Source organism: Burkholderia sp. AU31652 (assembly GCF_002223155.1).
GTDB lineage: Bacteria > Pseudomonadota > Gammaproteobacteria > Burkholderiales > Burkholderiaceae > Burkholderia.
Genome location: NZ_NKFG01000005.1, coordinates 178,410 through 198,905, shown reverse-complemented (window position 1 = coordinate 198,905; position 20,496 = coordinate 178,410). Strand labels below are relative to the sequence as shown.

Genomic DNA, 20,496 nt, shown 5'->3' with positions numbered 1-20,496 from the left:
CACTCGCTGTCTGTCAGTAAAAAATCGGGAAAGAACCGGGTATCGCGGAGGAACGATCGTCGCGACCCGGCAACGTGAAAACGAGTGTATCGGTGCGATCGAATCGGCTGAATAGGACTAGTCTCATTTGATGTAAAAGCCTCTTAGTACAAAAACGAAACCTCGATTTCGCGGCCTGACGGCACGGCCATGCGGCATTCGACCCCACCCGTTCGGGCGAACCATTGTGTGCCGCGTACAGTCGAACGCTGCCCGGCGCGTGAGCGCAAGCCTGCCCGATTACGGCGGGCACGCCACGCGTCACGCATCGTTTCTTCAACCCGGAATCCCGTTAATGTTTCTCGATCAACTACATCCGGAACGCTGGACGTTCCTGTGGAACGCGCTGTCCACTCTTTCTCTCAGGTTGTGCGCCGGCCTGGCGCTGCTCGTCGCCGGCTGGTGGCTGTCGAAACGCATCGGCAACTGGCTGAACCGTCTGCTCTCGAACAAGGAGCGCGTCGACGACACGCTGCGGCCGATCCTCTGCGACGTCGCCGTGTGGGGCATCCGCATCGTCGCGATCGTCGGCGCGCTGTCGCAACTCGGGATCGAAACCGCGAGCATCGTCGCAGTGCTCGGCGCGGCCGGCCTCGCGATCGGGCTCGCGCTGCAGGGCACGATGCAGAACATCGCGGCCGGCATCATGCTTCTGCTGCTGCGGCCGTTCAAGGTGGGCGACTATATCGACGGCGGCACGGGCGTCGCGGGCACCGTCGACGAGGTCGGGCTCTTCATGACGCGTCTGACGAAGCCGGACGGCATCTGCGAATACGTGCCGAACAGCGCGCTGTGGGGCAGCTCGATCCGCAACTACACGCGCAACCCGACGCGCCGCCTCGATCTCGAAGTGGAAGTGTCGGTGCATGACGATATCGATCGCGCGCTCGACGCGCTGCGCAAGCTGGCGCTCGCCGACCCCGACGTGCTGCAGGATCCGGAGCCGAACGTGATGGTGATGCGCTTCGACGACAGCACGGTCGTCGCAAACGTTCGCGTGTGGACGCACACCGACAAGTTCTGGGACATGCGCTGGCGTCTGGCGCGGCAGGCTCGCAAGGCACTCGCCGACGCGCACTGCGCGCTGCCGATCCGCACGCGCGAGCTGCACATCGTGCATGACGCGGAGCGTCGCGCCGAACGCGCGCAAACGCACGCGCTGTAAACGGCGAAGGCCGCGACGCACCGCCTGCTTCGCGGCCTTCGCAACGTCAATGCAACTTCACCGCCGCATCACATCTTCACGATATCGAGCAGCGCCTTCTTGCCGCTCCTGTACGTGAACACCGAGATCGCGCCGTGCCTCAGGTCGCCCTGCGGCGTGAAGCTCGTCTCGCCGATCACGCCCTTGTAGTCGGTCGCGGGCATCGCGGCCAGCACCTTCGCCGGATCGGTCGAGTTCGCGCGCTTCATCGCGTCGACGATGATGTACACGGCGTCGTACGAGAACGGCGCATACACCTGCATCGGCTGGTGATAACGCGCTTCGTAGCGCTTCGCGAACGCCGCGCCGCCCGGCATCTTCTCGAGCGCGATGCCGGCCTCGGAGCACACGACGTTGTCGGACGCGGGGCCCGCGAGCTTCGGCAGGTCGGTCGAGCACACGCCGTCGCCGGCGAGGAGCTTCGCGCGCATGCCGAGCTGGCGCGCCTGCTTCGCGAGCGGGCCGCCCGTCGCGTCCATGCCGCCATACATGATCGCGTCCGGGTTCGCGCCCTTGATCTTCGTGAGGATCGCGCGGAAGTCGATCGCCTTGTCGTTGGTCGCATCGCGCGACACGACCTTCATTCCGGCGGCCTTCGCGGCCTTCTCGAACTCGGTCGCGAGGCCCTGGCCGTACGCGGTCGAATCGTCGACCACCGCTACCGTCTTGATGCCCAGGTTCTTCGCCGCATACATCGCGAGCGCCGGCCCCTGCTGCGCGTCGGTCGCCACCACGCGATAGGTCGTCTTGAAGCCCTGCTGCGTGTAGGTCGGGTTGGTCGCGGCCTGCGAGATCTGCACGACGCCGCCGTCGCGATAGACGCGCGACGCCGGAATCGACGTGCCCGAGTTGTGATGGCCGACGACGCCGATGACCTTGTCGTCGACGAGCCGCTGCGCGACCTGCGTCGCCGTGCGCGGATCGCCCGCGTCGTCCTGCGCGTCGAGTTGCAGCGTGACCTTCTTGCCGCCGATCGTCAGGCCCTTCGCATTGATTTCCTCGACCGCGAGGCGCGCGCCGTTCTCGCTGTCCTTGCCGAGGTGCGCGATCGCGCCGGTCAGCGGTGCGACGTGGCCGATGCGCACGATCTCGTCCGCGTGTGCGGACAGCGCGCACGTGAGCGCCGCCGCTGCCGCGAATGCCGTCATGGAATGTCGAAGCATGTCTGTCTCCTGGTCAGTCTTGTGGGCCCCGTTCAACGCGGGACGTGTTGTGGTTCGGATGACGAATCGGTTTCGGTCAGTGATGCAGCGCGTCCTGCACCGTGGGCCGCGACCCTGTCGGCGGCACGGCTGCGGTGCCGCGCGTTACGCGCGCCCTTCGAATCCCAGCAGCACGTTGACCGCATTGATGCCGATCTCGTCGACCATGTAGCCGCCTTCCATCACGAACAGCGTCGGTACGTTCAGGCGCGCGAGCGCCGCGCCGATGCGCAGATAGTCGGGCGAGCGCAGCCGGAAATGGCTGATCGGATCGTGCTCGAACGTATCGACGCCGAGCGACACGACGAGCGCGTCGGGTGCATGCGCGGCGATCGCGGCGGCCGCGTGGTCGAGCGCCGCCGAGTAGGTGTCCCACAGCGTGCCCTTCGGCAGCGGCAGGTTCAGGTTGAACCCTTCGCCCGCGCCGATGCCGCGCTCGTCCGCGTAGCCGGAGAAGTACGGATACGACACCGGCGGCTCGCCGTGGATCGACGCGAACAGCACGTCCGCGCGGTCGTAGAAGATGTCCTGCGTGCCGTTGCCGTGATGGAAATCGACGTCGAGCACCGCGACGCGCGTGGCGCCCTGTGCGACGCAGTGCTGCGCCGCGATCGCCGCGTTGTTCAGGTAGCAATAGCCGCCCATGTACTCGCGGCCCGCGTGATGGCCGGGCGGGCGGCACAGCGCGAACGCCGCGCGCGCCGCGCCGCTCGACAGCAGGTCGGCGCCGGTGAGCGCCGAGTTCGCGCTCGCGCTCACGGCATCCCACGTGCCGGCGTTGATCGGCGCGCCCGCGTCCATCGCATAGAAGCCGAGCTTGCCGTCGATGAACGCGGGCGCGGTGGCTGCGGCCGGCATCGCGCGCACCGGCCACACGAGCGGCAGCGCCTGGCAGGTGCGGCCCGTGGCGGTCCACTCGTCCCACGCGCCGGCGAGGAAATCGACGTAGCGGGCACTGTGCGCGGCCGCGTAGTGGGCGCGGTCGAACGGCTTCGGCGCGATCACGTCGCCGAGGCCGGCGGCACGCACCTGCGCAAGCACCGTTTCGGCACGAAGGGGGGTTTCGAACGAATCGGTGATCGCGCCGTCCTTCAGTTCGACGCCGCGATGCAGTTGGTGATCGCTGCTGTAGACCGTGAGCATGGTTGAGTGTTGCAGTGAGGGTGGCAACAGTTTATTGACGGCAACCGGCAATAGCTTTGCTTTCGACGCGCGCGTTTCGTACAATTTTGAGAAAACCGCCTACGGATTCCCGGAAATGAGCAAAAATCGCGCTTCGGCCGAACTGGATGGCGTCGACCGCGCCATGCTGCGCCTGCTGCAGGACGACGGCGCGCTATCGAACGCGACGCTCGGCGAGAAGCTGTCGCTGAGCGTCACGCCGTGCTGGCGCCGCCGCAAGCGGCTCGAGGACGAAGGCGTGATCACCGGCTACCAGGCGAACCTCGACCGGCGCGCGCTCGGCATGAACGTGTTCGCGTTCGTGCAGGTGACGTTCAACATGCATTCCGGCCAGGATTCGGATCACTTCGAGGACGTGATGCGGCGTCACGACGAAGTGACGTCCTGCCACAAGATCACCGGCGCGGCCGACTACATCCTGCAGGTCGTCGCGGCCGATCTCGACGCGTACGCGGAATTCGTCGAGCACGTGCTGCGCAAGCAGGCCGGGGTCTCGTCGATCCAGTCGAGCCTCGCGTTGCGTGAAGTGAAGTTCTCGTCGCGCGTGCCGGTGCCAGGCGACTGACCGTTCATGCTGTTCCGCGCCCGTGCCCGGGCATCCGTTGTCGATCGTCATCCCATGGAGCGCTACCTGATGAAACGTCTTCTTCCGTCTGCTTCGCTGGCCGCCGCCATGGCCTGCGCGCTCGCGTTGAGCGCCTGTGCGGCGCAACCCACCGAGCCGGCCGCCGCGTCGGCGCCGGCCGAGGCTGCCGCGCCGCCCCCGCCGCCGATGCCCGGCAGCGATCGCGATCCGCACGGCTGCATCCCGTCGGCCGGCTATTCGTGGTGCGAACAAACGCAGCAATGCGAGCGCCCGTGGGAACTCGCGAAGCAGAAGGGCTTCGCGAATTCGGCGCAGGCGTACGAGCAGTTCTGCCGGAACAATTTCGCGAAGTGACGCAACATGGCATGACGTGATCGGGACGCGGTGCGACGCCGCGCCCGACACCCCCGATCCCGCGCAGTTATCCCCAGCTTTCCCGCTTCCCGCGACCGCCATTCCGGAAACCCGGACACACACAAAACCCCACAAAAACAACGGGTTTTTTCGTTTGTGACACAGCAAACGAGTTCGGTTACATTACGCGCCCCTTGCCACCCCGCCTCCGCAAAACGCGTCGCGCGCGGCCTCTTTCCACGCAACCTGAAGCGTCTTCCGCTCAGGCTTGCCGCAAGGGCCCGGGCGCGTAGTGCGCCACTGTGACGCAGGCGCTTGCCTGCCCGCAGGCAGCCGATCCGAAGGTGTCCTTCCCGACGGCTTCGCGTGCGCAAATGCAACGGCGTGCGGCGTCGATCCGGAATTCCGGATTCGCGTGTCCGGATCTCCGGATCCGTGTTTCATCGCGATCGACACCCGCGCCGGGCGGCTTGGCAAACCGATGCATCCAAGTTGAAAAAGGGATCTGCTGTGATCAAAACGTTACGGGTAATACTGTCGGCGCTCGCGCTGTGCGTCGCGACATCGTCCGCGCATGCCGCCGATACGAAGAAGGTCGACGTCCTGCTGGTGGGCGGCGGCATCATGAGCTCGACGCTGGGCGTCTGGCTGCACGAGCTTCAACCTGACTGGTCGATGACCATGGTCGAGCGCCTCGACGGCGTCGCGCTGGAAAGCTCGAACGGCTGGAACAACGCCGGCACCGGCCACTCGGCGCTCGCCGAGCTGAACTACACGCCGGAGAAGGCGGACGGCAAGATCGACATCTCGAAGGCGATCGAGATCAACGAGTCGTTCCAGATCTCGCGCCAGTTCTGGGCGTGGCAGGTCAAGCAGGGCGTGCTGAAGAACCCGCATTCGTTCATCAACTCGACGCCGCACATGAGCTTCGTGTGGGGCGACGACAACGTCCGCTTCCTGAAGAAGCGCTACGAAGCGCTGCAGGCGAGCCCGCTGTTCCGCGGCATGCAGTATTCGGAAGACTACGACCAGATCAAGCAGTGGGTGCCGCTGATGATGGAAGGCCGCGACCGCAACCAGAAGGTTGCGGCGACGTGGACGCCGATCGGCACCGACGTGAACTTCGGCGAGATCACGCGCCAGTTCGTCGGCTACCTGAAGACGCAACCGAACTTCACGCTGTCGCTGTCGAGCGAAGTGCGCGAGATCTCGCGCAATGCCGACGGCACGTGGCACGTGAGCTGGGTCAAGCTGCACTCGGATGAACCGGCGCAGTCGGTCGACGCGAAGTTCGTGTTCATCGGCGCGGGCGGCGGTGCGCTGCACCTGCTGCAGGCATCGGGCATCCCCGAGGCGAAGGACTACGGCGCATTCCCGGTCGGCGGCTCGTTCCTCGTGACGGACAACCCCGAAGTCGTGAAGCAGCACTTGGCGAAGGCGTACGGCAAGGCGTCGGTCGGCTCGCCGCCGATGTCGGTGCCGCACCTCGACACGCGGATCATCGACGGCAAGAAGATCATCCTGTTCGGGCCGTTCGCGACGTTCTCGACCAAGTTCCTGAAGAACGGCTCGTACTTCGACCTGCTCAAGAGCACCAACACGCACAACGTCGCGCCGATGATGCGCGTGGGCGTCGACGAATTCCCGCTGGTCCAGTACCTCGCCGGCCAGCTGATGCTGTCCGACGACGACCGCTTCAACGCGCTGAAGGAGTACTTCCCGAACGCGAAGAAGGAAGACTGGCGCCTGTGGCAAGCCGGCCAGCGCGTGCAGATCATCAAGCGCGACCCGGTCAAGGGCGGCGTGCTGAAGCTCGGCACCGAGATCGTCGCATCGCAGGACGGCAGCATCGCGGGCCTGCTCGGCGCATCGCCGGGCGCGTCGACGGCCGCGCCGATCATGCTGAACCTGATGAAGAAGGTGTTCAAGGACAAGGTCGCGACGCCCGAGTGGCAGCAGAAGATCCGCCAGATCGTGCCGAGCTACGGCACGAAGCTGAACGACAGCCCGGCGAAGGTCGTCGAGGAATGGACGACCACCAGCGACGTGCTGCAGCTGTCGCCGCCGCCGAAGATCGACCTCAGCACGCCGTCGCAGGCCACCGGCACCGCGCCGGCCCGCCCGGCGAAGGCGGCGACCGACATGGCGCTGTAACGCGCCGAGCGCCGCGCGACACCCTCGCGCCGCACGACACGGCCGCCCTCCGGGGCGGCCGTTTTTCTTGGCGGGTCGCGGGCGAAACCGCCCGGCGGGCCGCCCGCTTCCGCTAGAATTGCGGCACGCGCGACCCTGTCGCCGCTCGATCCATCATCCGCATCGACGCAATCCAAGCGACGCCCGGTGCGGCCCGCGCCCAAGCCGCGCGAGCGCCGCCCGCCGTTGCCGCGCCCGCCCGGGCGCGCCATCAACCGAATTCAGCTGGAGAAAGACCGTGTTTACCTGCCGAAACCAGAGCTGCGGCACGCCGTGGGAGCAGTCCGACGTCGTCATCAAGGACGAAGGCCAGGGGCTGCTGTTCCGCTGCCCGCTGTGCGGCGCGCGCAACTACCTCGAACGCTTCGAGGACGACGAAGGCAAGGTCGTCTACGAGCAGATGGAAGGCCGCCCCTACCTCGGAGACCTGGAATGACCCAGCCGACCGCCACGCCGTTCAGCGCGCTGTCGTTGACGCCCGCCACGCTCGCCAACCTCGCGCAGCTCGGCTATGTCGACATGACGCCGATCCAGGCCGCGAGCCTGCCGGTCGCGCTGGCCGGCCAGGACCTGATCGCGCAGGCGAAGACGGGCAGCGGCAAGACCGCCGCGTTCTCGCTCGCGCTGCTGGCGCGCCTCGACGCACGCCGCTTCGACGTGCAGGCGATGATCCTGTGCCCGACGCGGGAACTCGCCGACCAGGTCGCGCAGGAAGTGCGCCGCCTCGCGCGCGCCGAAGAGAACGTGAAGGTGCTGACGCTGTGCGGCGGCACGCCGATGCGCCCGCAGGCGCAGAGCCTCGAGCACGGCGCGCATATCGTCGTCGGCACGCCGGGCCGCATCATGGATCACCTCGATCGCGGCAACCTGAAGCTCGACGCGCTGAACACGCTGGTGCTCGACGAAGCCGACCGGATGCTCGACATGGGCTTCTTCGACGACATCGCGAAGGTCGCACGGATGTGCCCGACCACGCGCCAGACGCTGCTGTTCTCCGCGACCTATCCGGACGGCATCGCGAAGCTGAGCCAGCAGTTCCTGCGCAACCCGAAGGAAATCAAGCTCGAAGAGCGCCACGACAACAGCAAGATCCGCCAGCGCTTCTATGAAGTAACGGAGGACGAGCGGCTGCATGCGGTGGGCCAGTTGCTGAACCACTACCGGCCGGTGAGCACGATCGCGTTCTGCAACACGAAGCAGCAGTGCCGCGACCTGCTCGACGTGCTGCACGCGCAGGGCTTCCACGCGCTCGCGCTGCACGGCGAGCTCGACCAGCGCGAACGCGACCAGGTGCTGATCCAGTTCGCGAACCGCAGTTGCTCGGTGCTGGTGGCCACCGACGTCGCCGCGCGCGGGCTCGACATCGCGCAGCTCGAAGCGGTGATCAACGTCGACGTGACGCCCGACCCCGAAGTGCACGTGCACCGTATCGGCCGCACCGGCCGCGCGGATCAGGACGGCTGGGCGCTGAGCCTGGCGAGCATGGACGAGATGGGCCGCGTCGGTGCGATCGAGCAGGCGCAGAAGCGCGACGTCGAATGGCATCCGCTCGCGGAACTGACGCCGGCCGACGACGGCGTGCTGACGCCGCCGATGGAAACGCTGCAGATCCTCGGCGGGCGCAAGGACAAGATCCGCCCAGGCGACGTGCTCGGTGCGCTGACCGGCGACGCGGGGTTCGACGGCAAGCAGATCGGCAAGATCAACGTGACCGAGTTCTCGACCTATGTCGCGCTCGAGCGCGGTGTGGCGCGCGATGCGCTGCGCAAGCTCAATGCCGGGAAGATCAAGGGCAAGCGGGTCAAGGTCCGGTTGATGGACGAAGAATAAGCGGTAACGTGAAGGCGTCGCGGCGGCATCGCCGCGCCGTGGCGCCTAAGCCCAACCTGAATCTGCCCCTGGCCTTGCATCGCCCCGGGCAACCTGCCGTCGTCGCCCCGCTTTCGGCAATCGGCCGCCGCCCCGTCAAGCCGCCCGCATCGCCTGCTTGCTACGCGAGCGCCGGATACCCATGCGCGGCTGCCTCGCGCTCGAACCGCTCGATCGTGTCGTAATCGGCTGGCAGCAGCCGTTCGAATCGCGTCAGCCGTAGCACGCGTGCCCGTTCCGCATCGGCCGCCACCGCGACGTCCAGCGCATCCTGCAACGCAGCGACCTGCGACTCCGGCAGCGCGCGCGATGCGATGAGCGGCAAACCCGGCGCAGAGGCCGTCATCCCGACGATCCGGATGCCCTCCAGCAATTCGGGCAACGCGTCGCGCACATACGCGAACGTCACGCAGTCGATCGCCGCGCAATCGGCTTCCGCTGAAGCCAGCCCACGCAGCACGTTCAGATGCGAGCCGAGCGCTGCAACCGATCCGAAGAATCGTCCGTCGCGTGCATGCGGCGCGACCGCATGCCGGAGCGCGTTCATCCCGCTGTGCGAATCGCTACCGTTGAATGCGGCCCGCAGCCCGCGGCATGCGGCGAGCGTCGTCGCGCCGTGCGCGTGTGCATGTGCCGACACGACCAGCACACTGCTGTAGTGCGCGCCGTGGCAACCCTGCGCATCGAACACGGGGGTTGCGATCAGTCGCACGACATCGCGCAGGCCCAGCATCCGGTACGGGTAGCCGCAGGTCTGCGACAGCAGCAGATCGTCGCGCCGCCACAGCGCGTGCAGGTCGGCGAAGGGTTCGTCGGGAAGCGTGACATCGGCAGGCCCGCCCGCGTTCGCGAACGCATCGAGCGTGTCGCGCAGCAGGGCGCGCCACAGCGCATCGTGGCGCGGCGTCACGTTATACATCGGCAGGGCGGCGATCCATGAGTTCATGCGGGCATTCTACGCATCGACGCTCACGCAGCGAAACCCGATTCGATCACAGTAAAACGGGGGCTGATCGTCGCGCAGCGCGCCTGAAGCTTATCGGCCGCGCGGCGATAAGCAAATGCGAATCGATTGGTTGGCCGCGCGGCGCGATCCCGGTACCGTCCTGATGCCTGCCCGAGCATCGCCATTGCACGTGATAACGGACAGGCCGACCGTGATCCGCGAGACACCTGCGCACCCGGGCCGAGCGCACCGGTTCAACCGCTCGTTCCCCGCACTGCCCGTTCAATCCGCCTCAACGCCATGGCCGAATACTTCGACGTCGACCACGCGCGTGCGATCGCCGCGCTCGACACCCGCTTCACCGCCCGCACCGAGTGGCCGACCTGGCTGCTGGTCGTCGCGATCTACGGCGGCTGGCTCGCCGTGCTGCTGCTCGTGCGCGACGGCACCCTGTCGCTCGCGGCCGCGACGCTGCCGCTGATCCTGCTCGGCGCGTGGCACCTGTCGCTACAGCACGAGCTGCTGCACGGCCACCCGACACGCTCCGCCCTCGTGAACAAGCTGCTCGGTTATCCGCCGCTGACGGTCTGGTATCCGTACACGCTGTATCGCGATACGCACCTCGACCACCACCGCGACGAAGACCTGACCGTGCCGGGCGTCGATCCCGAAACGAACTACGTCACGCGCGAACGCTGGGCGCAACTGCCGCGCTGGCGCCGCATGCTGACGGTCGCCCGCAAGACTTTCATCGGACGCTTCATCGCCGGGCCGCCATTGAGCATCTTTGCGATGTGCATCGATGCATTCGCCGCGTTTCGTCGCGGCGACTTTCGCTATCTGCCGATGTGGGCGATGCATATCGCCTGCGTGGTTGCGCTGCTCGCGTGGCTGCAATGGGCGATCGGCGTGCCGTGGTGGTATTACCTGCTCGTGGTCACGTGGCCCGCGCTGTCGATCGCGATGATCCGCTCGCTGTACGAGCACCGCGCCGCGCCGCATCCGAAGGCGCGCATCGCAATCAATGAAGCCGGCTTCGCGATGCGGCTGCTGTACCTGAACAACAACTATCACCTCGTCCATCACGACCTGCCGAAGCTGCCGTGGTACGACCTGCCGCGTGCGTACCGGATGCGCCGCGACGCGTATGCGCGGAAGTGCGGCGGCTTCGTGATTCGCGGCGGGTATCGCGAACTGCTCGCGCGCCATGCGTGGACGCCGACCGATACGCCCGTGCATCCGTTCGATCAGGGCACGGCGTCGTTGTCGACGGGCAGCGGTGTGAAGGTGGCGGTGGTCGACAAGGTGCTGCAGATCAGCACGTGACGTGCGGCGGAGCCGACGATTCGTCCGCCCCGCCGCGCATTCCTTACGAAACGCCAACATTCTTGCTCCCGCCCGCGCATTGCCAATTGCGTCGGCAATGCCCAGAATGGCGGCTCGTCCGGGGCTTCCAACAATCATTCGCCCCGGCTCTGCTCCCGGCCGTGCGCCGCATGCCCCCACGACGATGCAACCGAACACCCCGCCCGGCGCAATCCGCGCGATCGGCAACGACTGGTCCGTTTCCGCGATTACCGCGGGTTTTCTCGCGGTACTGATTTCCTACGCGGGCCCGCTCGCGATCTTCTTCCAGGCCGCGCAGGCCGCCCATGCGTCGAATGCGATGGTGTCGTCGTGGGTCTGGGCGATCTCGATCGGCGCGGGCATTTCGGGCCTGTTCGCGAGCTGGAAGCTGAAGGTGCCGGTCATCACCGCGTGGTCGGCGCCCGGCACCGCGCTGCTCGTCGGCCTGTTTCCGCAACTGACGCTCAACCAGGCCGTCGGCGCGTACATCACGGCCGCGCTGATCATCCTGCTGATCGGCGTGACCGGCTATTTCGACCGGCTGGTGCGCCACATTCCGCGCGGCATCGCGTGCGGGATGATGGCCGGCATCCTGCTGCCGTTCGGCACGCATGCGTTCGCCGCCGCGTCGGAACAGCCCGCGCTCGTGTTCGGGATGATCGCCGCCTACGTGATCTTCAAGCGCCTGCTGCCGCGCTACAGCATCGTGCTCGTGCTGCTGACGGGCGCCGCGCTCGCGACGCTGCTCGGGATGACGCATCTCGGCAACGTGTCGGCGAGCCTCGCGCACCCGATCTTCATCGCGCCCGAATGGACGCTCGGCACGACGCTCAGCCTCGCGCTGCCGCTCGTGGTCGTCAGCCTCACCGGCCAGTTCCTGCCGGGCATGACGATCCTGCGCGTGTCCGGGTATCACACGCCCGCGCGGCCGATCATCACCGCGACCAGCGTGATGTCGCTCGTGGTCGCGTGCTTCGGCGGGATCACGATCGTCGTCGCGGCGATCACGGCCGCGCTCTGCACCGGCAAGGACGCGCACGAGAATCCGGACCGGCGCTACATCGCCGGGCTCGCGAACGGGGCAATCTACCTGATCGGCGGGCTCTTCGCGGGCACGATCGTCACGGTGTTCTTCGCGCTGCCGAAGGCGTTCGTCGCGATCCTCGCGGGGCTCGCGCTGATCGGCGCGATCGGCGCGAACGTGCACGGGATCTTCGAGGACGAGAACCACCGCGAGGCGTCGCTGATCACGTTCCTCGCAACCGCGTCGGGCATGACGTGGCTCGGGCTCGGCGCCGCGTTCTGGGGGATCGTGATCGGGTCACTTTCGTATGCGGTACTGAACAAGGCTCGGCGGCGGGTGTGATGGGTAACGCGCGTCGCCGCCACTGTTACCGCGCGTGCTGGCGCACCAGTTGCGCGAGCGCATCGGTCAGCGTCGTCGTCCCGTAAAGCCGCTCCGATACCCCCTCCTCGACGTCGATCTGCCCCGCGTTGTGCACGTCGTAGAGATCGACGATCAACTGCGCATGTCGTTCGCTGAGGCCCGCGCGCAGCAGCGTCGCGGCCCACGTCTCGCGCGGCAACTCATGCGCGACGATGGCCCGGCCGGCCGCCGCGGCGAGCGTATCGGCGATCGCCGTCACACTCACCCGCCGCGGCCCTTCGACACTGACGATACGCGGACCGTTGCCGCCTTCCGGCGCATCGAGCAGCAGCCGCGCCGCGACGACGCCCACATCAGGCGCCCAGACCGTCGGGAACACCTTGCCGACCGGATGGTGAAAGCTCGGCAGCACGCCTGTGCCGAGCGCGACCGGCAGGATGCGCGTCCAGTTCTGCAGATGCTCAGCCGAACGCAGCAGCGTCACGTGCGTCGGGATCGTCCGCAGCCGTTCCTCGAAGTGATGAAACAGACGGGTGATGCCCGTGTTGCCGTCGCGCTCCGCGCCGTAGTCCGACAGCGCGAGCAGCACCGGCGGCGGGTTGGCGGCGAGCGCGGCAGCCGCGACGTCGATCGTCCGCGTCATCGTCGCGGCCGGATCGGGGTCGGCGACCGGCACCGGGCACAGGATCTGCACGGCCCGCGCGCCGTCGATCGCCGATGCGACCGCGTTCGCGTCGGTCAGCTCTGCGGTCACGACGTCGCAGCCAAGCTGCGCGAAACGTTCACGATGGCGTGCGTCGCGCAATACCGCGCGCACGGGATGGCCGGCGTTGCGTAGGGCCGTCACGGTCGACTGGCCGACGTTGCCGGATGCACCGAAGATCACGAACACGATTCGCTCCTGAGAGGATGAAAGTGCGGTGATTGTCGGTTTGCGCGACGGGAACGGCGCGCACGGAGGGATGAAACCAGCAGGAAAGGATGACGGATTGGCTGGCGGCTGTCATGCGGGCCGTCCGCTGCCTCGCCTTCCGCGTCGAATCGTACGGTCTGCCTCTAGCCGAGGAACAGTCCGGGAGCCTGTTGGACAATTGCCCCGGGATCCGGCGCGACGACTGATCTCCGGCGCGGCGCCATCGCTCCGCTACGCGTCACCCCCGCTACCTTCGCCGTCATACGCGAGCCGCAGCCCGCCCCTTGCCCCCGACCGCGCAATCTCGGTCGGCGTCGCGCCCAGCACGCGATTCATCCAGTTCGCCATGTGGCTCTGATGCGCAAACCCGGCTTCGAGCGCGATCTGGCTGATGCTGAGCCGGCTTTCGAGCAGCAACGCCTTCGCGCGCTCGACCCGGCGCCGCACGACGTACTGGTGCACCGGCATCCCGAGCGTCTCGCGGAACAGCACCTTGAAATGCGGCACGCTGATCGACACGAGCGCCGCGAGTTCGGCCAGCGTCATGCGCCGCTCCAGGTTCGCTTCGACGTAGTCGATCACGCGCGCGGCCGCCTTCGGCGCGAGCGTGCGGCGGCGCTCGCGGAATGCCGGCTGGCCGTCGACCAGCCGCGCGACGAGCGCCGTGCACAGGCTTTCCGCATAGAGCGGATCCGATGCGTCTTCCGCTTCGAGTTCGGCGGCCATCGCCCACGCGATGTGCTGCAGGCGCGGGTCACGCACCTGCAGCCGGCGGCGGATCTGCCCCTGCGACGGCTTCAGTTCGAGCTGTTCGACGGTCCGCCGCACGAAGGTGTCGCTGAGCGCGATATGGAGGATCTGGCAGTCGGCGCTGTCGGTCCACTGGCCGGGCAGGCCGGCCGGAATCACGTCGACGTCGCCATGCGCCTGGATGCGCGACACACGCTCGCCATCGCACACGCAATCCGCGCGAACGGGTGACCCGATATGCACGCCGATCCGGTGATGCTCGGCCGCCGGAATCCGGTAGGTGCCCGCGCGGATGGCCAGCAGCGACGCCCCGAAGCCCTGCCAGCCGAGCCCGCGGCTCGAGCGCAGGCTGACCGGGACGCCGTTGTCCGTCGGCGCCGCGAGAATCGCATCGCTCATGGCCTTCCTCCTGTGGATCGGGATGTCGAACGCGCATTGTGACGCGTTTTCGGGCCGCCTGCCGGGCCTGCCGGCGGCCCGCCCGGGTCGAGCAGAAAAAGATCATCCGTTCCTGCTCAGGGCCATCCTTGCGTGCGCGCCGGCGGGTGCCGCGCCGCTTACGATGGCCCCATCCGACACCTACGGAGACCGTCATGCCCCATCAGTGCCTCGTGCAACGCGCCGCGTTCACCGTGCGCTCGCCTTCCGCCAATCGCCCCTCATCCCGCCCCCGCAACGACCGCACCGCCTTCGCCACCATCGCCGCCTGGTGCCTGCGCATCGTCGGCTGGACCCGGCTCGAACGGCTGCTCGCATCGATCCCCGACAGCAACGACGACTTCGGGCTCGTCTGACCGGCCGGTCAACGCATCCGCCTACTTGCGCCGCCGCTCGTGCGGCGCCACCGTCGCGCCGTCGATCACCGGCGCGCCCTGCTTGATCAGGAAATCGCGGAACAGCCCCGTGACCTGCGAAATGCGCCGGTCGGCGAGCGTGACCACATACCACTCGCGCTCGATCGGGTTGCCGGGGAACGGCAGTTGCCCGAGCAGCCCGGTGCGCAGTTCGAGTGCACACGCGTGCAACGACAGGAACGCCACGCCGAGCCCCGCTTCGGCCATCTGCTTGATCGCCTCGTTGCTCGACAGTTCGGAGCCCACATGGAACCGGTAACCCGCGTTCTTGAACAGGCTCTCGACGGTCGAGCGCGTACCCGCGCCGCGTTCGCGCACGAGCAGGTGCGCGGATTCGAGATCCTTCAGCGCGACGCGCTTGCGCTGCATCAGCGGATGGCCGGGCGCCGCGACGAACACCATCGGATGCTTCGCGAACTCGACCGCATGCGTGCGCAGTTCCTTCGGCGCGCTGCCCATCACCGCGAGATCGATTTCATGCGTGGCGAGCATGCGGATGATGTCGTCGCGATTGCCCACCTTGAAATAAGTCTTCACATGCGGACGCGTCGCGGTGAATTTCACGAGCAGCGGCGGAATCAGGTACTCGGCCGTCGTGATCGCGCCGATCCGCAGCGTGCCGCCGAGATCGCCCGTCAGCGCGGCGACTTCGTCGCCGGCTTCGCTCCACAGATGCAGGATCTCGCGCGCATAGCGCGACACGATCTCGCCGGCCGCGGTCAGCTGCACGCCGCGCCCCACCCGCTGCAGCAACGCGGCGCCCACCGCCTCCTCGAGCAGGCGCACCTGCAGCGACACGGCCGGCTGCGTCAGGTTCAGTTCCTCGGCCGCCCGCGACACGCTGCCGAGCCGCGCAATCATGTCCAGCGCCTTCAGCTGCCGGAACGTCGCGGTCTTTCCTATAAGTGAATACATATGAGTCGCTTATAAACATTAAATTGTTCGAGTAGGTTCGAAACTATATCGTCGGTTCTTGAGCAATGTCATCCGAATCGTCATTAAAGCGGGAGCCCTACATGGACAACACCACGCCCAACCTTGCAACGGATCGCGCCCCGCGCCTGCCGCGCATCGTGATCGTCGGCGGCGGCGCCGGCGGCCTGCACCTCGCCACGCGTCTCGGCGATACGATCGGACGCCGCGGGCAAGCCGAAGTCGTGCTCGTCGACCGCTATCCGACGCACTTCTGGAAGCCGCTGCTGCACGAAGCCGCATCGGGCCATCGCGACCCGGCCTCGCACACGATCGAATACGCGGCGCAAGCGAAGCGCCACGGCTTCCGCTTCGTGCAGGGCGCGCTGCAACAGGTCGACCGCGCGGCACGCACCGCGACGATCGCGGCCGTGCAGGACGCGGACGGCACGGAAATCCTGCCGCAGCGCGAGCTCGGTTATGACGATCTCGTGCTCGCCGTCGGCAGCGTGACGAACTTCTTCAATGTGCCGGGTGCGGCGCGCCACGCACTGCCGCTCGAGAACCTCGACCAGGCCGAGGATTTCCGCCGGAAGTTCCTCGCGGCCTGCACGAAGGCGAATCACCTGGCCGAGCAGCAGCCCGCGCGGCGCGCGGCGCCGATCTGCATCAACGTGATCGGTGCGGGCGCGACGGGCGTCGAGCTGGCAGCGGCATTGCGCGATGCGATCCAGCAGCTGACGACGTACCGCTTCAAGGCGCTGGTGTCCGCGCGCGACGTGCACATCCGGTTGATCGAAGGCGGCCCGCGCATCCTGCCGGTGCTCGACGAGCGGCTGTCCGGCAAGATGCACGCGCAGCTTCGCGCGCTGAACGTCGACGTGCTGACCGATACCCGCGTGGCGGAAGTCGGCGCGGACGCCGTGACGACCTCGACCGGCGAACGGCTCGCGAGCGACATCACGATCTGGGCGGCCGGCGTGGCGGGCCCCGCGTTCCTGCGGCAGATCGGCGACATCGCGCTCAACCGCTCGAACCAGGTGATCGTGACCGATACGCTGCAGACGCCGGACGATCCGCACGTGTATGCGTTCGGCGACTGTGCCGCCTGCCCGACGGGCGGCGCGAACGGCTTCCTGCCGCCGCGTGCGCAGGTCGCTTATCAGCAGGCCGTGTACCTGGTCAACGCGTTCGCGCGGCGCGTCGCCGGCAAGCCGGTGGCGGGCTTCACGTTCCGCGATGCGGGCACCGTCGTGTCGCTCGGGCATGCGGGCGCCGTGTACCAGGCCGACATCAGTGTGCGTTCGCGCTCGCTGATCGTCGACGGGCTTGCCGCGATCGGGCTGTACAAGTTCCTGTATCGCAAGCACCTGTTCAGCGTGGTCGGCGTGAAGCGCGCGCTGTTCCAGTCGCTGAGCCACTGGCTGCAAAGCCGCAACCAGCCGTCGATCAAGCTGCACTGATCACGCCTGTTCATACGCGGGATCGCAAGACGGCATATCGGGCGTGCATCGCTCGATATGCCGTTTTTTCATATGCACATGCGCAGTGCATTCACCGCGTGCGCGAATCTGGTGCATCACATCGAAGGCCGTCGATACGATGCGATTCGCGCGAAGTAGGCCGTGCGACATGCATCCCGCGTCCACATTGGCTCGACGCCCCATTCATTAGTCGAATCGTATGGGTCGGCTATAAATATTAATTTGTCGCGTTTTCCGGATCGACGCTAAGGTGTGTGGCATTCCCGTCGGCGAACGGATCATCACGTCTCTGAAGAGGAATCACCGTGGTCATCGAAGCCATCGTCACCCGTCTCGACGCAGCATTCGCGCAAATCGAAGCAACACCGGATTCGCATGAATCGCGCCATCAACGCGACGCGATCATCCAGTGGCTCGACCGAGCATCGGAAGAAGGATATCGACTCGGTCTCGTCACGACGCTGCCGGCCGCACGGCTCAGCGACATGTTCGAAGGCCAGTTCGGCCGCGCGAACCTCGACCGCTTCTCGGTCGTCGTCACGGACGCCAATCAGCAGGACTCCGGATCAAACCAGCATCCCTTCGACGTCGCGCTGCAGGCACTCGGCGTGCCGCCCGAACGCGCGGTGGCGATTGCGAGCAGCGAACCGGAGCGCCGCGAAGCCGAGCATTTCGGCCTGTCGCGCTGCGTGAACATCACCGACACCGTGCGCTCGATCGCATCGGCCGGCCTGCACTGAACGCCGGCACACGGGCCGACGGTGGCCGGCCTTCCTCGATCCGGCGGCAATCCGACGATTGCCCGACCGAATCCTGACATTCTGCTGTCAAAGTCGCTTGCAACACTTCCGGGCTTGACCGATCACGCCCGGAGACGGGACGACGCGAACCTGCCTCGTCCCGCCCGTTGCCCGCCACGATGACACGCCCGATCCGCACCGCCACCGCCCTCGCGATTACCTGCCTGCTGCTCGCTGCCTGCGGCGGGGACGACTCGACACCACCCGCGGCCTCTGCCGACAACAGCGGTTCGACGCCTGCACCGCAACCGCAGCCTCAGCCCAAGCCGACACCCGCGACTTACTACCAGACGAAGACGCCGTACCGTCCGCAGCAGGACGCCGCGACGTACGAAGCGCCGCCCGCCGGCTACGCGCCCGTCTATACGGAACTCGTCGCGCGCCACGGCTCGCGTGGATTGTCGGGCTTCAAGTACGACGGCGCGATCTACGCGATGCTGGTCAAGGCCGAGGCCGACGGCGCACTGACCACGCTCGGCGCGCAGCTCAAGGCCGACACGGTCGCGATGATGAAGGCCAATGCGCTGCTCGGCTATGGCGTGGCGGGCATCTCGACGCCCGGGTACGGCAATCTCACGCAAACCGGCATCCGCGAACACCAGCAGCTCGCCGCGCGGCTCGCGCAGCGGTTGCCGGCCTTGTTCGCGGCCGGCAACCGGCAGGTCGTCGTCGTCAACTCGGGCCAGGATCGCGCGGTCGACAGCTCGACGTATTTCTCCGCGTCGCTCGTGGCCGCGCAGCCGGCGCTGGCCACGGCGATCACGCTGCCCGCCGCGCCGTCCGGCTATCCCGCGAACGCGCCGGTCGCGCAGCCGGCCGGCACCAACCGCTTCCTGCTGTATTTCCACTCGTTGAAGCCGGCCACCGATCTCGTAACCGACACCGGCAATCCGTACTACGCGACCTATCAGGCGAGCCAGGCATACCAGGCCTATGCGAACGACGCGACGGTGGCCGCAAAGCTCAACGCGATCAAGGCCGCGCCGCAGGCGGCCGACGTCGCGCAGACGGTGCTGTCCGCGCTGGTGTCGCAGGCCTTCATCGCGAAGCTCGGCACCGACGGCTACACGTTCGCGAACACGGGCACCTATGCATTCACGTCGGCGGACGGCAAGTTCACCAACACGCTGAAGGGCGACGGCAAGACGAAGATCGCAACGGCCGTCGATGCGGTGAACGTGCTGTACAACCTGCTGCAGGTCGCGCCCGCGATGACCGCGGAAACCGGCGGCGTCACGATGGAGAAGTACATCGGCGCGGAGCAGGCGCAGTATCTCGCGTATCTGCAGGATGCCGAGGACTACTACCAGAAGGGGCCGGGCATCCAGGAAGCGAACCCCGTCACGTACCGGATGGCGAAGGTGCTGCAGGACGATTTCTTCGGCGAAGTCGATGCGATCGCGCGCGGCGATCTGACCCGCGCCGCGAAGCTGCGCTTCACGCACGCGGAGATCGTGATTCCGTTCGCGTCGATCATGAACCTGAAGAGCGTGTTCGTGCCGACGCCGCAGGCGCAGACCTATACATACGCGAGCAATCCGTGGCGCGGCGATCAGGTGTCGCCGATGGCCGCGAACATGCAGTGGGATGTCTACCGCAACGGCTCGCGACTCATCGTGAAGATGCTGTACAACGAGCGCGAAACGGATTTCCAGGCCGCGTGCGACGGCGCGAAGATCGCGCCGGGCAGCCACTTCTACGACTACGCGGGGTTGAAGCAGTGTTACGGGTATCAGTGAGGTGACGCGGGCAGCGGATGACGCAACCCGCTCACCCCGCTACCCGCCGGCGCTCTCCGGCTCGACCAGCATCACCTCGATCCGCTCCTTGCCTTTCCCGGTATTCCTGCGCTTGAGCGTCAGCATGCCGATCTCGCCGGTCGACGCCGGATGCGTGCCGCCGCACGCCATCGTCGCGAAGCCGTCGACCCGCCAGAATCGGCGTTGCGCATCGACATCGCTGAAATCGGTCACGATGCGCAGGTCGCGCTTCGACAGGTCGGCCGCGGCCGATTCGATCTCGGGAAACAGCGGCGCCACGCTCGTGTCGCTCGCGAAATCGATGCGCGCCTTGTCCGGCCCGATATGCGCGCCGATGCGCTCGATGCCGGGCCTGAGCCGATAGACCAGCTGCAGCACCATTTCGGCCGCGAAGTGCAGACGCATCAGCCGGTACCGCCGCGCCCAGTCGATGCTCCAGGTCACGCGATCGCCGACGCTCAGCGCATGATCGTGCGGCAGCGTATAGACGATGTCGAGGCCCTGCTTGTCGGCCTGGATGACCGGATAGCCGCCCAGCGACCCCGCGTCGCTTTCCTGCCCGCCGGAAAACGCAAAGAAGATGGTGGCGTCCACCCGCACGCGATCGCCGTCGACGTGGCTGACGACGGTATCCAGCGTCGTCCGGTAGGGATCGTCCCAGAATACTTTCTTCGTCATTGCCCGCCGCGCCTTTCGCCGAGGAAAGCATGCAGG

General features: G+C 67.1%; 19 protein-coding genes. 12 read left to right on the top strand and 7 right to left on the bottom strand.

The genetic code is table 11. The annotated features are described in order from the left end of the window. Window positions 1-334: 334 nt before the first annotated feature. Window positions 335-1,204 (top strand): mechanosensitive ion channel family protein, encoded by an 870-nt coding sequence (locus CFB40_RS18390; protein WP_089431989.1) that lies wholly within the window; start codon window positions 335-337, stop codon window positions 1,202-1,204. Window positions 1,205-1,272: 68 nt separating this feature from the next. Here CFB40_RS18390 and CFB40_RS18385 read toward each other — a convergent pair whose 3' ends face one another. After that, window positions 1,273-2,406, bottom strand: a complete 1,134-nt coding sequence (locus CFB40_RS18385) for a branched-chain amino acid ABC transporter substrate-binding protein (RefSeq protein WP_089431988.1) — start codon at window positions 2,404-2,406, stop codon at window positions 1,273-1,275. Between the two features lie 144 nt (window positions 2,407-2,550). Beyond that, window positions 2,551-3,588, bottom strand: coding sequence for a histone deacetylase family protein (locus CFB40_RS18380; protein ID WP_089431987.1), 1,038 nt, complete (start codon window positions 3,586-3,588; stop codon window positions 2,551-2,553). 115 nt (window positions 3,589-3,703) lie between these two features. Here CFB40_RS18380 and CFB40_RS18375 point away from each other — a divergent pair, with 115 nt between their 5' ends. The 5 genes from CFB40_RS18375 (at window position 3,704) to dbpA (ending at window position 8,590) form a co-directional block, all read left to right on the top strand. Continuing rightward, a complete protein-coding gene (locus tag CFB40_RS18375; protein WP_089428572.1) occupies window positions 3,704-4,192 on the top strand; it encodes an Lrp/AsnC family transcriptional regulator in 489 nt (162 codons plus the stop codon). A gap of 69 nt (window positions 4,193-4,261) precedes the next feature. Beyond that, window positions 4,262-4,567 (top strand): hypothetical protein, encoded by a 306-nt coding sequence (locus CFB40_RS18370; RefSeq protein WP_089433238.1) that lies wholly within the window; start codon window positions 4,262-4,264, stop codon window positions 4,565-4,567. Window positions 4,568-5,077: 510 nt separating this feature from the next. Next, entirely contained in the window at window positions 5,078-6,721 is a 1,644-nt protein-coding gene (mqo, locus tag CFB40_RS18365; RefSeq protein WP_089431986.1) for a malate dehydrogenase (quinone), read from the top strand. 277 nt (window positions 6,722-6,998) lie between these two features. Then, on the top strand, window positions 6,999-7,196 hold the full coding sequence (locus CFB40_RS18360; RefSeq protein WP_011356541.1) for a hypothetical protein: 198 nt from the start codon (window positions 6,999-7,001) through the stop codon (window positions 7,194-7,196). Then, window positions 7,193-8,590 (top strand): ATP-dependent RNA helicase DbpA, encoded by a 1,398-nt coding sequence (gene dbpA, locus CFB40_RS18355; protein WP_039344267.1) that lies wholly within the window; start codon window positions 7,193-7,195, stop codon window positions 8,588-8,590. The genes CFB40_RS18360 and dbpA overlap by 4 nt, the downstream gene beginning before the upstream one ends. Window positions 8,591-8,750: 160 nt before the next feature. Here the strand turns inward: dbpA and CFB40_RS18350 are convergent, their stop codons facing one another. Beyond that, entirely contained in the window at window positions 8,751-9,575 is an 825-nt protein-coding gene (locus CFB40_RS18350) for a phosphate/phosphite/phosphonate ABC transporter substrate-binding protein (protein WP_089431985.1), read from the bottom strand. 300 nt (window positions 9,576-9,875) lie between these two features. On the opposite strand from CFB40_RS18350, the gene CFB40_RS18340 reads away from it, so the two are divergent. Beyond that, window positions 9,876-10,901, top strand: coding sequence for a fatty acid desaturase (locus tag CFB40_RS18340; protein WP_089431984.1), 1,026 nt, complete (start codon window positions 9,876-9,878; stop codon window positions 10,899-10,901). A gap of 184 nt (window positions 10,902-11,085) precedes the next feature. Continuing rightward, window positions 11,086-12,288 (top strand): benzoate/H(+) symporter BenE family transporter, encoded by a 1,203-nt coding sequence (locus CFB40_RS18335; RefSeq protein ID WP_089431983.1) that lies wholly within the window; start codon window positions 11,086-11,088, stop codon window positions 12,286-12,288. 25 nt (window positions 12,289-12,313) lie between these two features. Here the strand turns inward: CFB40_RS18335 and CFB40_RS18330 are convergent, their stop codons facing one another. Together CFB40_RS18330 and CFB40_RS18325 are read right to left on the bottom strand one after the other, a co-directional pair. Next, window positions 12,314-13,201, bottom strand: coding sequence for an NmrA family NAD(P)-binding protein (locus tag CFB40_RS18330; protein WP_089431982.1), 888 nt, complete (start codon window positions 13,199-13,201; stop codon window positions 12,314-12,316). A gap of 252 nt (window positions 13,202-13,453) precedes the next feature. Then, window positions 13,454-14,371: an AraC family transcriptional regulator gene (locus CFB40_RS18325; RefSeq protein ID WP_089431981.1), complete on the bottom strand. Its 918-nt coding sequence runs from the start codon at window positions 14,369-14,371 to the stop codon at window positions 13,454-13,456. Window positions 14,372-14,565: 194 nt separating this feature from the next. Between CFB40_RS18325 and CFB40_RS18320 the strand changes: the two genes are divergently transcribed. After that, complete coding sequence (locus CFB40_RS18320; protein WP_089431980.1) at window positions 14,566-14,766, top strand: hypothetical protein; 201 nt, start codon at window positions 14,566-14,568, stop codon at window positions 14,764-14,766. 21 nt (window positions 14,767-14,787) lie between these two features. Here CFB40_RS18320 and CFB40_RS18315 read toward each other — a convergent pair whose 3' ends face one another. Continuing rightward, window positions 14,788-15,741 carry a LysR family transcriptional regulator gene (locus tag CFB40_RS18315; protein ID WP_046548935.1) on the bottom strand — a complete coding sequence of 318 codons (954 nt, stop codon included), beginning with the start codon at window positions 15,739-15,741 and terminating at the stop codon, window positions 14,788-14,790. 101 nt (window positions 15,742-15,842) lie between these two features. On the opposite strand from CFB40_RS18315, the gene CFB40_RS18310 reads away from it, so the two are divergent. From CFB40_RS18310 to CFB40_RS18300, 3 genes are all read left to right on the top strand, one after another. Then, a complete protein-coding gene (locus CFB40_RS18310) occupies window positions 15,843-17,201 on the top strand; it encodes an NAD(P)/FAD-dependent oxidoreductase (RefSeq protein ID WP_089431979.1) in 1,359 nt (452 codons plus the stop codon). A gap of 326 nt (window positions 17,202-17,527) precedes the next feature. Then, window positions 17,528-17,962: a phosphatase gene (locus tag CFB40_RS18305; RefSeq protein WP_043178987.1), complete on the top strand. Its 435-nt coding sequence runs from the start codon at window positions 17,528-17,530 to the stop codon at window positions 17,960-17,962. A 179-nt stretch (window positions 17,963-18,141) separates the two neighbouring features. Then, complete coding sequence (locus CFB40_RS18300) at window positions 18,142-19,761, top strand: histidine-type phosphatase (RefSeq protein ID WP_089431978.1); 1,620 nt, start codon at window positions 18,142-18,144, stop codon at window positions 19,759-19,761. Between the two features lie 39 nt (window positions 19,762-19,800). On the opposite strand, the gene CFB40_RS18295 is transcribed toward CFB40_RS18300, so the two are convergent. After that, window positions 19,801-20,460, bottom strand: coding sequence for an alanyl-tRNA editing protein (locus CFB40_RS18295; RefSeq protein ID WP_089431977.1), 660 nt, complete (start codon window positions 20,458-20,460; stop codon window positions 19,801-19,803). Between the last annotated feature and the right edge of the window lie 36 nt (window positions 20,461-20,496).